This is a genomic window from Anaerotruncus sp. AF02-27, from assembly GCF_003465835.1.
Lineage (GTDB): Bacteria > Bacillota > Clostridia > Oscillospirales > Ruminococcaceae > Anaerotruncus > Anaerotruncus rubiinfantis.
In genome coordinates this window covers 56,019-69,876 of record NZ_QSBX01000005.1, presented here as the reverse complement: position 1 = coordinate 69,876, position 13,858 = coordinate 56,019, and the positions used below count along the sequence as shown (strand labels likewise).

Below are 13,858 nucleotides of genomic sequence, written 5' to 3'. Positions count from 1 at the left end.
TTGCGTCACCAGCTTTCCTTATCTGCGTCTTCTGCGCAGCCAGATAGAGATGCCGACAATCAATACGGCCAGTGGCAGCACGATCATCAGAAGCGCAGCGTAGATGAGGATCTCAGCCTGAGTGATCACAATGTTTCCGCCGCCCAGCACCTTCGGCGCGATCGAAATGACATTTTCGCGTTCGGTAAGGGTGTTCACAGCCGAAAGCAGATAATCCGCGTTTGAAAGCGATCCGCTTTGGAGCAGGGAATTTGTCAGCACCAGTTCGGTGCCGAAAACCAGCAGATTGGATTTGGCGGCGTCCTTGGTGTAGGTGGACATCACCGCAACCGGAATCGGCTGCCCGCTGGTTGTGATCTCATCCATCGACTGCGCATCGACCGGGGCAATACCCGCTGACTGCGCATAGGAAAGCAGCGTCTTTGTCTTGTAGCCCATCGACTCGGAGAAAAGAAGCTCCATCGGACGGGAGAATGGCACGGTCATCGGGATCTTGGTATTCGACATCATCCCGGTGAGGGTGGTATCGGTGAAGTCCGCGATTCCAAAAAACGGGTTCTGGCTGATGACACGGTTGGGGTTTGTCTCAATGACCGAGCCGGCCCCAACCTTGATTCCCCATTTGGCAAGCCAGGCTTCCAGGTTCGGAAGCGACCCCTGACGGGTGGAGGCAAAATAGAGGAAATTCTTCCCGTACGCGCCGCCGTTTTCCATGAACGCGTCAAGCTTTTTGGCTTCCTCCTCCATGATGTCGCGGGAAGGCGCGACCATCATCAGGATCGCCGCGTCGGACGGCAGCTCGTCGGTCAGAAGCGACGCTGAGGAAACGTCGTAGCCGTTCTTCGCCAGCAGTTCCTGGAACGCGCCGCTGTCCGACTCCTCATGTCCGGAAAGGATCACTGCTTTGACCTTTTCGTCGCTCGCCACATTCATGATTGCGCTGGTCATCGCCTGTTCGGCGTTCGAGGAAGTGATACTGCCTCCGTACCAGTTCTGTTCGACATTGAAAATGTCGTTGGCGGTGAGCTTCTGGATGTTGTCTCCGCACTGCACGAGGATATCGTTCACCTGCAGCCCCAGATCCGGATACTGCGCCGCATAGGTCGGATTGGCAAGGATATCAACATATTTAATATGGATATTCTTGGAATACTGCGCGTACTGCTTGAGCACCGCCAAAGCCTGCACATAGTATTCACCGCTGTTTCCAAAATTGCTTTCAGAGTTCATCACGGTCACGTCGATGGTTTTATCCAGGCCGCCCAGATAATCGACCGATTCCTGAGAAAGCTGGAAAACCTTGCTGGAGGTCAAATCGAGTTTTACCGGGTATTTTTCGGTCGCGACAATCGCAACCACATTGATCAGGATCAGGCATGCCACAACAATCAGCGTAATTGCGGAGGAAAGGATCCCCGTCTTCTTTTGAATCGTCAAAGGTTTCTTACTCATTTTTCATTCCCTCCCATCAGCTCCAGCGGCGTTTTTCCAAAACGCGCACTGTCAGGAAACAGAACAACACCGCGATCGAAAGGAAGAACAGGATATCCGCGATATTGAGAATACCGGATGTGAAGTCCTTATAGTGGACATAGAAGGACAGGGAATCGAAAATCTTCTGCGCGGCGGGGTTCCCTGTCATCTGGCCGATCGAATCGATCATCATAAAGAGCATGCCGGTTCCCATGCCGCCGACCGCCGCGATGATCTGGCTTTCGGTCAGGGAAGAGATGAACATCCCGAGCGCGCACAGCGCCATGCCGAGCAGCAGCATACCGATGAAATGCCCGAAAAATACCGGGTAGTCGACCGGGCCCTTGGTCCCCACGATGACAAGGTAGATGAGCGTCACCGCCTGCGCAGCCAGGAACATGGTCACCGAGGCCAGGTATTTTCCCAGCACGATAGAAGTCAGACTCACTGGCGCGGTGAGCAGCGCCTGATCGGTCTTATAGCGTTTTTCCTCGCTGAACATGCGCATGGTGAGCAGCGGGGTGATAAAGATCACAAAGGTGAACAACGCCGAAAACATGTAGCTGAAATCGGCCGACGCGCCGTATAGGTGGTAGCCAAAGAAATAATAGCCGGCGATTGCATAGAAGATCGCCAGAAAAACAAAACCGATCGGTGTGATCAGATAAGAACGCAGCTCGCGCTTATAAATCGCAGTCATTTTGTTTTTGCTCCTTCCTGAGTCTCATCGGCTTCGGCGGCAGGGGATTCCTGCGCTTTTGCCGCTTGCGGCGCATCCTGTGCCTTCGCCGCTTCCGGCTCCGCCGGGACATAGCCTTCCTTGGTCAACTTCAGGAAAGCGTCCTCAAGGGTGACATGCTTGTAGCTCAGTTCCATCAGCGGGATTTTGTGTTCCGCCATCAGGAAGAACACTTCCTTGCGGACATCTTCCCCGCCCGCGTCTACAAAGTAGTGATGTACGCCCGGCTCGGTCACTTCCCCCGCCTCCACCGCTGAAACCTGCGGGATGGATTTGAGAAGCTTCTTGATTTCACCCGGTTCGCCCGGCGCCTGAAGGATCAGCCGGTGATCCTTCGCCTGTGCCGCAGTGAGGTTGTCCGGCGTATCGTCAGCCACGATTTTACCCTTGTTTATGATAATGATGCGTCCGCAGACCGCCTGAATTTCCGGCAGGATGTGCGAAGAAAGAATGACGGTGCGGGTTTTCGCAAGTTTTGTGATCAGGTTTCGGATCTCGATGATCTGTTTCGGGTCGAGCCCGACGGTGGGCTCGTCCAAGATCAGAATGGGCGGATTGCCAATGAGCGCGCAGCCAAGACCCACACGCTGGCGGTAACCTTTGGAAAGATTTTTGACAAGGCGGTCCTTCACATCCGAGATCTTCACAAGGTCGCAGATTTCATTCAAATGCCGGTCACGGTCAAGTTTGACCCGTTTGAGCTCATAGGCAAAACGCAGGCTTTCCCAGACGGTCATATCCTGATAAAGCGGTGGGATTTCCGGCAGGTAGCCGATCCTTTCCTTCACCTTGACGGGGTTTTGCATCACGTCGTACCCATCCACCGTGACAGTACCGTCGGTGGCGGAAAGATAGCCGGTGATGATGTTCATCGTGGTGGATTTACCGGCGCCGTTGGTGCCGAGAAATCCAACGATCTCCCCTTGGTTCACCTTGAAGCTGATATTGTCTACTGCTGTTTTGTTTCCATAACATTTCGTGATACCGGAAACCTCAAGCATGTTTTTTCCTCCTTCTTGATTGGCATAGATTTCGCATGCAGGAAACGCCTTTTCAATTTCGCATGATTCCTATACGATTTTATAACAGCAGATCGTCTAATTCTTAAAGAGACCGTGAACATTTTGCAATATATTTTTGATGGCTGCCATAAAACCCATAAAAACGGACACTTTTTATATTCTAGCTGATTTTTGACAAAATTACAAACATTTCTTTCATTTGCGGCACAGAAAAATCCGTGGTATGATATTCTAAAACATTCCGGCAAAGGAGCGTTCTTCATGATCGCCATCATTTCCCCCGCCAAAAATATGCGCGCATCCGCCCTTCCCGGACTCGTTCCGGACCGGCCTGGCCGCCTTGCCCAGACAAAACGGCTGGCCGGGATTTTAAAGGAGCTTTCCCCCTGGCAGCTTGAAAGCCTGATGAAAATAAATCCGGAGCTGGCGCTCGGGGCCTTTGACGCCTTCCAGGCGTTCGATCCCGCCAAACCCGGTTTTCCGGCGCTGCTCTCCTATGACGGACTGCAGTATAAAAATTTGCAGGCGGAAGATTTTTCACCTGCAGATTTCTCCTTCGCGGACGAACACCTGCGGATCGTCAGCGCCTTTTATGGGCTGCTGCGCCCTTCCGACGGCATCCAGCCTTACCGCCTCGAATTGCAGTGCAGGTTAAAGGTCGATGGAAAAAGCCTCTATGCTTTCTGGGGCGATGCGCTTTACCGGGAGCTGTTCGCCGCGGGAAACCCGGTCGTCAACCTCGCCTCGGCGGAATATGCGAAGGTGATCCGCTCCCATCTCACCCCCGCGGACCCGTTCATCACTGTAAACTTCCTGGTTCGTAAGCGCCAAAAGTTAACCTGCCTGCCGACCTTTGCAAAGATGGCCCGCGGACGCATGGCGCGGATGATCGTGAAGGAACGGCTGACGAAACCGCAGCAGCTCCGCAGCTTTCACTGGGACGGGTTTTCCTTCGCGGAAAACCTCTCGGACGATTTTACATACACCTTTGTGCGTGAAGCATAAAAGCAGTCCGCGAATTCGCGGACTGCTTTTTTCTGCCATTTCCTTATTACTGGATGGGCTCATAGTCGATTTCGGAAACGGTATCAGTCACTTCCAGCTTCATAATGACCGGCCGCAGCCCGTCGTTGCAGCTGCAGATGGCCACGCCTGGCTTGCGGATCCAATCCCCATAATAGAAAAGGCCGTCCCCCGCGCCGTGTGCCAGCGAGAACACATACTGATAAATCGCCTTCCACGCCTCGTCGCAAAAGCCCTCAGGCTTTGCATAGTCCGCGTAAAAGACCTGTCCCGCCCGCATCATCGGACAGGCGCCGAGCCCTTCGGCGCCGTATTCCTGTGCGAGCTCCTTGTCGAGCGTGGTCTTTAAGATTGTGATCTTTACTTTTTTCATTTCTTTGGCCCTCCCTCTGCTCTTATGAAAGGCGCGTCCGGAAATCCTCGTAGCCGAATTCCCTGATTACCTCCAGCCGCCCGCCCTGTCTCCGCACCGCGATCGCGGGCAGGCACATGCCGTTGAAGGTGTTGTTTTTGACCATCGAATAGATGGCCATATCCCCAAATACAAGCCGGTCACCCACCGCAAGCGGCTGGTCGAACGAATAGTCCCCGATCACGTCGCCCGCAAGGCAAGTCGGCCCGCCGAGCCGGTAGGTATGCGGCTTTTCCCCGGCTTCGCCCGCGCCGAGAAGCGGCGGGCGGTAGGGCATCTCGATCACATCCGGCATGTGGCAGGCCGCCGAAGCGTCCAGGATTGCGATGCCGGTCCCATTGTGGAGGATGTCCTGTACCTCGGTGACAAGGAACCCCGCGTTTAAAGCGACCGCCTCGCCCGGTTCAAGGTAAACCGTGAGGCCGTATTTCTCCCGCATGCGTCCGATGCAGACGCAGAGCCGTTCGATATCGTAGCCCGGCCGGGTGATGTGGTGCCCGCCGCCGAAATTGATCCACTGCATGCCCGGCAGGAATTCTCCGAACTGCCGTTCGACCGCGTCGAGCGTCGCTTCGAGCGCGTCAGAGTCCTGCTCGCAAAGGGTGTGGAAATGCAGGCCGGAGATTCCCTCAAGCAGGTCCGGGCGGAAGTTCTCCCGCGTCACGCCGAGCCGCGAGCCGGGCGAACAGGGGTCGTAGATCGCGTGGCCCTGGGTGGAGCATTCCGGATTCACCCGGATGCCGCATTTTCGCCCGGCGGCAAGCGCCCGTTTTCCGAAGCGTTCCCACTGGGAGAAGGAATTGAACACCACGTGGTCGCAGAGCGAGAGGATTTCCCCGAATTCCTCATCCCGGTAGGCCGGCGAAAAGATGTGGGTCTCCCCGCCCATCTCGCCGTGGCCGAGCTTCGCTTCAAAAAGGCCGCTCGCTGTCGTTCCTGAGAGATACCGCCCGATGAGCGGATAGAGCGCGAACATTGAGAATGCCTTCTGCGCAAGCAGGATTTTACAGCCGGTGCGGTCGGAAACCGACTTTAGGATCTCCAGATTTTTTAAAATCAGCGCCTCGTCCACCACATAACACGGCGTGGGAAGCGCGCCGAAATCCTGCCGCGCCATCAGTCTACCAGATCCGGTGAGAAGCTCTCCTGCCACGGCAGGCCCCACCGATTGAGCGCGTCCATAAATGGGTCGGGATCGAACTGCTCAATGTTATAGACGCCCGGGCCCTTCCACGCGCCGGTCATCAGCATCGCCGCGCCGATCATCGCGGGCACGCCGGTCGTGTAGGAAATTGCCTGCGAACCAACTTCGCGGTAGCATTCCTGATGGTCGCATACATTATATAAATAGTAGGTCTTGTCCTTGCCGTCCTTTTTGCCGCGGAAGATGCAGCCGATGTTCGTCTTGCCGACCGTGCGCGGGCCAAGCGAAGCCGGGTCGGGCAGCACCGCTTTGAGGAACTGGAGCGGCACAATCTGCTTGCCCTCGAATTCGATCGGCTCAATCGAGGTCATCCCGACGTTTTCGAGACATTTGAGATGGGTCAGGTAGCTCTGTCCAAAGGTCATGAAGAAACGGATGCGTTTAATGCCTTTGATGTTTAAGGCAAGGGATTCGAGTTCCTCATGGTGCAGCAGGTACATGTCTTTGGGGCCAATCTCCGGGAAATCGTAGACCCGTTTGATCTGCATCGGTTCGGTTTCGACCCAGCGGCCATCCTCCCAGTAGCTGCCGTTGGCAGAGACCTCGCGGATGTTGATTTCGGGGTTGAAGTTGGTGGCGAACGGATAGCCGTGGTCGCCCCCGTTGCAGTCAAGGATATCGATGTAGTTGATCTCATCAAAGTGATGTTTCATCGCGTAGGCGGAGAACACGCCGGTCACGCCGGGATCGAAGCCGCTGCCGAGCAGCGCGGTGATTCCGGCCTCCTTGAACTTTTCCTGATAAGCCCACTGCCATTTGTATTCAAACTTTGCGGTGTCGAGCGGCTCGTAGTTGGCGGTGTCCATGTAGTTCACCTTGCAGGCAAGGCAGGCGTCCATGATCGTCAGGTCCTGATACGGCAGCGCGAGGTTCATAACGATATCCGGCTTCTCACGTTCGATGAGCGCGACAAGTTCGTCCACCTTGTCCGCGTCGACCTGCGCGGTGGTGATCTTCGTTTTGGTGGCGCCTTTGAGTTTTTCCTTGAGCGTGTCGCACTTCGACTTGGTGCGCGACGCGATGCAGATTTCGGTGAACACTTCCGAATTCTGGCAACATTTATGGATGGCGACGCCCGCGACGCCGCCGCAGCCGATAATCAATGCTTTTCCCATTTGTAATTCCTCCTGTATTTTAATTGATGTGCGGTATAGCAGCCCTTCTTTCTTTTTCACTTGCAAAAAGAAAGAAGCAAAGTAAAATGCGCTGGAAAGTGCGCTGCGGCGCAGGCCTTGGGGCTCTGCCCCAAACCCCGCGAACTTTTAAAAAAGTTCGATCAAAACTTTTTCACAAAATAGTGCGGCCGAACCGGCGTTCTTTGCGGCGATTTCTTTCAGGAAAGCGCCAGCAGCAGCTCCCGCAGGACCTTGCAGGCGGTCGCGGTCGAGATGCCGCTCGGGTCGTACGGCGGCGACAGTTCGTTTATGTCGCAGGCAACAATATTGAGGCCGCTCACCTGCCGGATCGCGTCCAAGAGCTGCAAAAAGCTCACGCCGCCCGCCTCCGGCGTCCCGGTGCCCGGGAACGCCGACGGGTCGAGCACATCGAGGTCGAGGGTGAAGTAGACCGGCCGCCCCGCCAGCATCCGCACGACCTGATCGAGCCCGTCGAAGGTAAACTTCTGGGTGGAGACATGTTCTTTGCCCCATAAAAATTCGCTATGGTCGCCCGAACGGATGCCAAACTGAAAAATCCTGCCGTCGCCCACAAGCTCCCATGTCCGGCGCAGCACCGTCGCATGCGATAGCTTCGCGCCGAGGTAGTCGTCCCGCAGGTCGGCGTGCGCGTCGAAATGGACGACGTGCAGGTCCGGATAACGCTTCACGGCGGCCCGCGCCGCGCCGAGCGTCACAAGGTGCTCTCCGCCGATCATCACCGGGCACTTCCCGTCCGAAAGGATGCTGTCCGCAAACCGTTCGATATCGCCGAGCGCGAGATGCGTGTCCCCGAAGCAGAGCTCCAGGTCCCCCGCGTCAAAGATGGCGGCATCGGCCAGATCCCTGTCCTGATAGGGGCTGTAGGTCTCAAGCCCGTAGCTTTCCGCGCGCATCGTGCGGCTCGCAAAGCGGGCGCCCGGCCGGTAGGAGGTCGTCGAATCGAACGGCGCGCCGAAAATCACGAGCTTTGCATCCACATATTCACTGTCGCAGCCGAGAAAGGTTTCGACATTTTTACTCAACATCCCGCAGCATCTCCTCCACATAGTTTGGCAGCGCGAACGACCCAACGTGCAGCTGCGTGTTATAATAACGGGTTTTCAGCCCGAGCGCATTCCATTTGACCGGGTTGAAGTCCCGGGTCGGGTGGTATTTCTTGGAAGCGAATCCGAAAAGCCAGTGCCCGGACGGATAGGTCGGAATATGCGCCTGATAGACCCGGCTGATCGGGAACGACTCGACGATCCGCTTGTGGGCGCGCTGCATCGCGATCGCGTCCTCGTCATAGAACGGGCTTTCGTGCTGGTTGACCATGATGCCGTCCTCTTTGAGAGCCTTATAGCAATTTCCGTAAAATTCCTTTGTGAAAAGGCCCTCTCCCGGTCCGAACGGATCGGTCGAATCGACAATGATAACGTCGTATTCGTTCTCACAGCGGCGGATGAATTTGAGCCCGTCCTGATAGTAAATGTTGACCCGTTCATCCGAAAGGCGGCAAGCGGTCTGCGGCAAATGCTGCTTGCAGACCTCCACTACCAGCTCGTCGATCTCTACAAGGTCGATCTGCTCGACGGTCGAATAGCGCGTGAGCTCACGCACCACCCCGCCGTCTCCCGCACCGATGACAAGAATCCGTTTTGCGTTCGGATGCACAGCCATCGGCACATGGGTAATCATCTCGTGATAGATGAACTCATCCTTTTCGGTGAGCATCATATAGCCGTCGAGCGTCAAAAAGCGCCCGAACTCCTTCGAATCGAACACATCGATCCGTTGGAATTCGCTCTGCCCGCAATAGAGCTGCCGGTCAACCTTAATCGAAAACTGCGCGTTCGGGGTATGCCGTTCAGTAAACCATAGCTGCAATTTACTGCACCTCCTTTGTCACATTGAGATACGCGATATCCATGTCCTCCGGGCCGGTCAGCGAACAGCCCTTCTCCTTGGCATACGCGATATAATCAAGTATTTCCCCGGTAATCCGCTCGCCAGGCGCCAGGATCGGGATGCCCGGCGGATAGCACATGACAAATTCCGAACAGATACGCCCAGCGCTTTTTCCAATCGGAAGCGGTTCTTTCTCGGCGTAAAACGCCTTCTGCGGCGGGATCGCCACCTGGGGATTGATATACTCATGCCGCAGCATGCCCGTCTTATCCCGTTTGTAGCGGCGGCGGATTTCGGAGAGCGCGCTCACCAGCCGTTCAAGGTCGCGCTGACGGTCCCCAACTGAAAGATACGCGAGGATATTGCCGATGTCACCGAACTCAACCTGAATGTCATATTCATCCCGCAGGATGTCGTAGACCTCGATCCCGGCGAGCCCCACCTCAAAGGTGTTGACCGAAAGCTTGGTCACGTCAAAATCGCAGACCGTGTCGCCGTTGCAGAGCTCCCGCGAATAGGCGTAGTAATCGCCGATCTGGTTGATCTCCTCCCTGGCGTACTGCGCCATGCCGATCACCCGTTCGAAGATCTCCTTCCCATTTACCGCAAGGTTCTTGCGGGAGATGTCGAGACTCGAAAGCAGCAGATAAGAGCCGCTGGTCGTCTGGGTGAGATTGATGACCTGCCGCACATAGCCGTCGTTCACCGCCGGGCCGCAGAGCAGAAACGAGCTCTGGGTGAGCGAGCCGCCGGACTTGTGCATACTGACCGACGCCATGTCCGCGCCGGCCGCCATCGCGGCGACGGGAAGGCCCTCGCCAAAATAGAAGTGGGTGCCGTGCGCCTCGTCCGCAAGCACGAGCATCCCATGCGCATGGGCGATCCGTACAATCTCCGTCAGATTTGAACAAATGCCGTAATAGGTGGGGTTGTTGACCAACACCGCCTTGGCGTCCGGATTCTCGCGGATCGCCTGCTCGACATCCGAAAGCCGCATGCCGAGCGCGATGCCGAGCCGCTGGTTCATCTGGGGATTCACATAGACCGGCGTCGCACCGCCAAGAATAAGAGCATTTATCACACTGCGGTGGACGTTGCGCGGCAGGATGATCTTGTCGCCCTTCTTGCAGGCCGAAAGCACCATGCTCTGCACCGCCGAAGTCGTGCCGCCCACCATAAAAAAAGCATGCGCCGCGCCGAATGCGTCGGCGGCGAGTTCCTCCGCCTCCCGGATAACCGACACCGGATGGCAGAGGTTGTCGAGCGGCTTCATCGAATTCACATCCACCGTCATACACTTTTCCCCAAGAAAATCGGTCAGTTCACGGCTGCCCTTGCCGCGCTTGTGGCCCGGTACATCGAACGGAACCACACGCATTCGTTTAAAGCGTTCGAGCGCCTCATAAATCGGCGCGCGATCCTGATTAAGCTTTTCCATCTCGCTCTCCTTTCCAGCCCGCGGCCGTCAAAAGGGCTCGCGGTAAATCCGCTCCGGCGCTCAGCGCCGGGCAGCGCGTCACAAAATTTGCGCGCAGCGCTCCTTGCCCCAGATCCGCCCGCACTGCGGGCGGGCCATCGAAGATGGCTCCCTCGAAGATGGCTCCCTGCGGAGGATCCAAAGGGGGCGTGCCGCCCCCTTTGAACGCGCGTCGCCGCAAAGCGGCGCTCCGGCGCTCAGCGCCGGGCAGCGCGTCAGTAGACGTTGCTGCCCGAGAAGATTTCGATCATCTCCTGGCGCAGGCTGTTTGTGATCTGCAGGCGGGTGCGCGGCGGAAGCTCGTACACATCGGTGTTGAAGAGGTAGTTCTGCAAATCCACCTCTTTGATCAGCATTTTGGTGTGAAAAATATTCGACTGGTAGACGTTGATATCGATCGCGTCGTATTTTTGCAAGGTACGGTCGTCGATGTAGTCCTGGATCGAGGTGATCTTATGGTCGATAAAGAGCTTTTTGCCCTGTAAGTCGCGGGTGAAGCCCCGAATGCGGTAATCCATTGTGATGATGTCGCTGTCAAACGAACCGATCAGGTAATCGAGGGTCGAAAGCGGTGTGATCTCCCCACAGGTTGCCACGTCGATGTCCACCCGAAAGGTGGCAAGGCAGGTGTCCGGGTGATATTCCGGATAGGTATGTACTGTGACATGGCTTTTATCGAGATGCGCGACCACCGTTTCACCACCCACCGGATGCATACTTTCCTCTGCAATAAGGAAGGTCACGCTCGCGCCCTGCGGGTCATAATCCTGCTTTGAGACATTGAGCACATGCGCTCCGATCATTTCTGTAACATTATAGAGGATTTTTGTCAGCCTTTCGGAATTGTACTGCTCATCGATATAGGCGATGTAATCCCGCTGCTCGCGTTCGCTTTTCGCATAGCAGACATCATAAATATTGAAGCTCAGCGATTTTGTCAGATTATTAAAACCATACAGTTTCAGCTTATTTTCCATGCGCGGTCAACCCCTTCTGATCCTTATCCTTTCATATTCCAAAAAACACAACAAAAAAACGCAACCGGAACCGGCGGCAAACCGCCGCGCATCCACTTGCGTTTCATTCTACATCTGTCCCCGCGGCTGCGTTTTGATTCCGCGGAGCTTTCCATATGGAGATTGTAGAGGTCGAGTTCAGAGTCTATATAGCAAGAAATTTACTTTTACTACTCTTATTGATCGTTTCACAAGTGTGATGTGCATGCGGCACACGGTTTTAAGTAACCAACTTATAAAATCGGGCGAAACCGCCCCGTCAATAAGGCAACGAAAGTTGCCGATTCGGCATTTGACCCGGCTGTCCGTATGGCCTTGATTTCCCATTTGGCTGGGAAATGGTCAAAAAAAGATCTTTGCTATCTGGCAGGCTCTGCTCAGCCTTGTATTTTACAGATTGATATAGATTATAGCGGATAAATCGAGAAAATGCAAGCAAAATTTTTGTAAATCCCGGAAAATAAGCGAATTTCGCTTCTGCTGTCTGTATTTGCAGATTTCTGAAAAAAGCGAAGCGGTAAAACCGCTTCGCTTTTTACAGGAGGGATCGGAAAAATCACGGGGCTGTAACGGTTCCCACGATGGTGACGGTCACAACGCCCGGCACGCCGCCGACAGCCGCCGGCACCGTGATCTGTGTTCCGGTCGTATTCGGCAGGGTAATCGTGTTGGTGGTCGGATCAACTGTGTATTCGGTAGACGGATAGACCGTGGTCGTACCGCCGCTGGTGACCGATACCGATGTGATGGCAAATCCGGCCGGCAGCGTATCCGTCAGTACAACGCCGGTGGCCGCCTGGTTCCCGGTATTGGTCAGCGTGAAGGTATAGGTCAGCGTTTCGCCGGACGATACAACCTGCTTATCAGCCGATTTGATGATTGAGACATCCGCATACGCCTCGCGCAGCAGCGTGGCGCTGACTGGTCCAGCCGTAACCTGCTGGCCGCTGGCGGAACCACCGTTCGCAGAGACGGTCGCAGTATTGGTGATCTGTCCGTAGTCGGCCGCCAAATCATCCCGTACGGCGGCAATGTACAAAATCAGCGCGGTGTCCCCCGCCTCAAGCGGAACCGGCAGGGTGAAAGTCAAGCGGCCCGCGCCGATGGTCGGGGTAAGCGGCGTGAGGGCCCCGTTCACGTACAGACGCGCCGAGGAAAGCAGATATACCAGCGGATCGGGCGCAACGGTCCCGCCAAGGTTGTCGATTACAGTGACGTTGAAAAGATCCCCCCGGCCATTGTTTTTCAGGCGGATGACATAGGTGATATTTTCACCTGGGCGATAGGTATTGCTGAGGACACTTTTGTCCGCAAGCAGGCTGTATTCATCCAGCAGGGTTGTGGTGGTTGTATTCGAATTTGCGACTTCAGGCGAAACCGCGCCATCATAGCTGTACGAAATACGGGCCTGGTTTTGCAAAGATGTAGGCATGTGAACACTCCTTTATTACGAATTGAGCAGCTGCAAAAATACCCAATAACAATATATGCGCAGGAAATCCGCCTGTTACAAAGGGCCGCAGCTTACCGGTGCTGATTTTCTGTCACATCCCAGTCTCACATTTCCAAATTTGATGAAATCTTGAGATTTCCACCGGCCCAAACATGCTATAATGATTGTAAATATGGTGTATTTCTTCTTTTTTTTGGAGAATTCGCCAATATTCGCGGTAAAGTGTCCGCGCCGGAGGCCACCGCAGCAATCAATTTGAAAACGATCACTGGAGGAAATTCACCATGAACAAGAAAAACCATTTTTCTCAGGCTGTCAAAGACCTCCTGGAAGGAAAAAACGAGGAGCCTATCATCGGCAATGCCCAGCCAGAAAAAGCCGCGATCGAAAAAAAAGCAGAGCCGCACCCAACCGTTCCCCCTGTCGTTCCACAGGAGCCAGCGGTTCCTGCCAAAAGGCCAGTTTCTGCGGCCCCCTTGTCTGCCGGACCGACCATCATCGCGCAGGGGACAACGATCATCGGCGATATCAAGGCTTCCGGCGACGTCGAGATGCTTGGCAGTCTGCGGGGAAACCTTGAAGGCAGCGGCGTGCTCAAACTATGCGGAAAAATTGCCGGCAATATCAAGGGCAAGCAGATTGAACTGTGCAATTCCGCTCTGCAGGGGGATATTACCGCAACCGCCGACGTGATCATTGACAGCGGATCGGTTGTCGTGGGCAACATCACCGCAAACAGCGTTGTGCTGGGCGGGCGGGTCAAAGGCAACCTCATTGCAAACACCACCGTCGCGTTCAGCGAAAATGCGCTGCTGATCGGAAATGTGCAGGCATCCCAGCTCTCGGTCAGCAATGGCGCCAAACTGGAAGGCGAAATCAATATCAGGCGTGAAAAAGAAGATGAACGCGCATTTGACCAGGATATCGTCATCTGAAACGAAAAACCATAGATAGAAAACCCCGGCGGGCCATATGGCCCGCCGGGGTTTTCTATC

At 55.3% G+C, this 13,858-nt stretch carries 13 protein-coding genes; 2 read left to right on the top strand and 11 right to left on the bottom strand.

Annotation, left to right across the window (positions count from 1 at the left end; genetic code table 11):
* Nucleotides 1-18: 18 nt before the first annotated feature.
* Genes DWV16_RS06130 through DWV16_RS06120 form a run of 3 tightly spaced genes read right to left on the bottom strand, consistent with a single transcriptional unit; the run spans nucleotide 19 to nucleotide 3,213 of the window.
* Nucleotides 19-1,452: a GldG family protein gene (locus DWV16_RS06130; RefSeq protein ID WP_118478249.1), complete on the bottom strand. Its 1,434-nt coding sequence runs from the start codon at nucleotides 1,450-1,452 to the stop codon at nucleotides 19-21.
* 16 nt (nucleotides 1,453-1,468) lie between these two features.
* Nucleotides 1,469-2,173: an ABC transporter permease gene (locus DWV16_RS06125; RefSeq protein ID WP_066460069.1), complete on the bottom strand. Its 705-nt coding sequence runs from the start codon at nucleotides 2,171-2,173 to the stop codon at nucleotides 1,469-1,471.
* Nucleotides 2,170-3,213: an ABC transporter ATP-binding protein gene (locus tag DWV16_RS06120; protein WP_118478247.1), complete on the bottom strand. Its 1,044-nt coding sequence runs from the start codon at nucleotides 3,211-3,213 to the stop codon at nucleotides 2,170-2,172. The genes DWV16_RS06125 and DWV16_RS06120 overlap by 4 nt, the downstream gene beginning before the upstream one ends.
* A 282-nt stretch (nucleotides 3,214-3,495) precedes the next feature.
* Between DWV16_RS06120 and yaaA the strand changes: the two genes are divergently transcribed.
* On the top strand, nucleotides 3,496-4,239 hold the full coding sequence (gene yaaA, locus DWV16_RS06115) for a peroxide stress protein YaaA (RefSeq protein ID WP_118478245.1): 744 nt from the start codon (nucleotides 3,496-3,498) through the stop codon (nucleotides 4,237-4,239).
* 46 nt (nucleotides 4,240-4,285) lie between these two features.
* Here yaaA and DWV16_RS06110 read toward each other — a convergent pair whose 3' ends face one another.
* The 8 genes from DWV16_RS06110 to DWV16_RS06070 form a co-directional block, all read right to left on the bottom strand.
* Nucleotides 4,286-4,630 (bottom strand): TIGR04076 family protein, encoded by a 345-nt coding sequence (locus tag DWV16_RS06110; RefSeq protein WP_118478243.1) that lies wholly within the window; start codon nucleotides 4,628-4,630, stop codon nucleotides 4,286-4,288.
* Between the two features lie 22 nt (nucleotides 4,631-4,652).
* Complete coding sequence (gene nspC / locus DWV16_RS06105; RefSeq protein ID WP_118478241.1) at nucleotides 4,653-5,786, bottom strand: carboxynorspermidine decarboxylase; 1,134 nt, start codon at nucleotides 5,784-5,786, stop codon at nucleotides 4,653-4,655.
* Nucleotides 5,786-6,988, bottom strand: coding sequence for a saccharopine dehydrogenase family protein (locus tag DWV16_RS06100; protein ID WP_118478239.1), 1,203 nt, complete (start codon nucleotides 6,986-6,988; stop codon nucleotides 5,786-5,788). Before DWV16_RS06100 ends, nspC begins: the two co-directional genes overlap by 1 nt.
* Nucleotides 6,989-7,206: 218 nt before the next feature.
* A complete protein-coding gene (gene speB / locus DWV16_RS06095; protein ID WP_202615005.1) occupies nucleotides 7,207-8,052 on the bottom strand; it encodes an agmatinase in 846 nt (281 codons plus the stop codon).
* The gene (speE, locus tag DWV16_RS06090; RefSeq protein WP_066460076.1) at nucleotides 8,045-8,896 is read right to left on the bottom strand and encodes a polyamine aminopropyltransferase; all 852 of its coding nucleotides are present in this window, start codon (nucleotides 8,894-8,896) and stop codon (nucleotides 8,045-8,047) included. The genes speB and speE overlap by 8 nt, the downstream gene beginning before the upstream one ends.
* Nucleotide 8,897: 1 nt before the next feature.
* On the bottom strand, nucleotides 8,898-10,355 hold the full coding sequence (locus DWV16_RS06085; protein WP_066460077.1) for an aminotransferase class I/II-fold pyridoxal phosphate-dependent enzyme: 1,458 nt from the start codon (nucleotides 10,353-10,355) through the stop codon (nucleotides 8,898-8,900).
* A gap of 254 nt (nucleotides 10,356-10,609) precedes the next feature.
* Entirely contained in the window at nucleotides 10,610-11,371 is a 762-nt protein-coding gene (gene speD, locus DWV16_RS06075; protein ID WP_066460078.1) for an adenosylmethionine decarboxylase, read from the bottom strand.
* A 595-nt stretch (nucleotides 11,372-11,966) separates the two neighbouring features.
* Nucleotides 11,967-12,842 carry an isopeptide-forming domain-containing fimbrial protein gene (locus DWV16_RS06070; RefSeq protein WP_118478235.1) on the bottom strand — a complete coding sequence of 292 codons (876 nt, stop codon included), beginning with the start codon at nucleotides 12,840-12,842 and terminating at the stop codon, nucleotides 11,967-11,969.
* Nucleotides 12,843-13,147: 305 nt separating this feature from the next.
* On the opposite strand from DWV16_RS06070, the gene DWV16_RS06065 reads away from it, so the two are divergent.
* Nucleotides 13,148-13,798, top strand: coding sequence for a polymer-forming cytoskeletal protein (locus DWV16_RS06065; RefSeq protein WP_118478233.1), 651 nt, complete (start codon nucleotides 13,148-13,150; stop codon nucleotides 13,796-13,798).
* The last annotated feature ends 60 nt before the right edge of the window (nucleotides 13,799-13,858 follow it).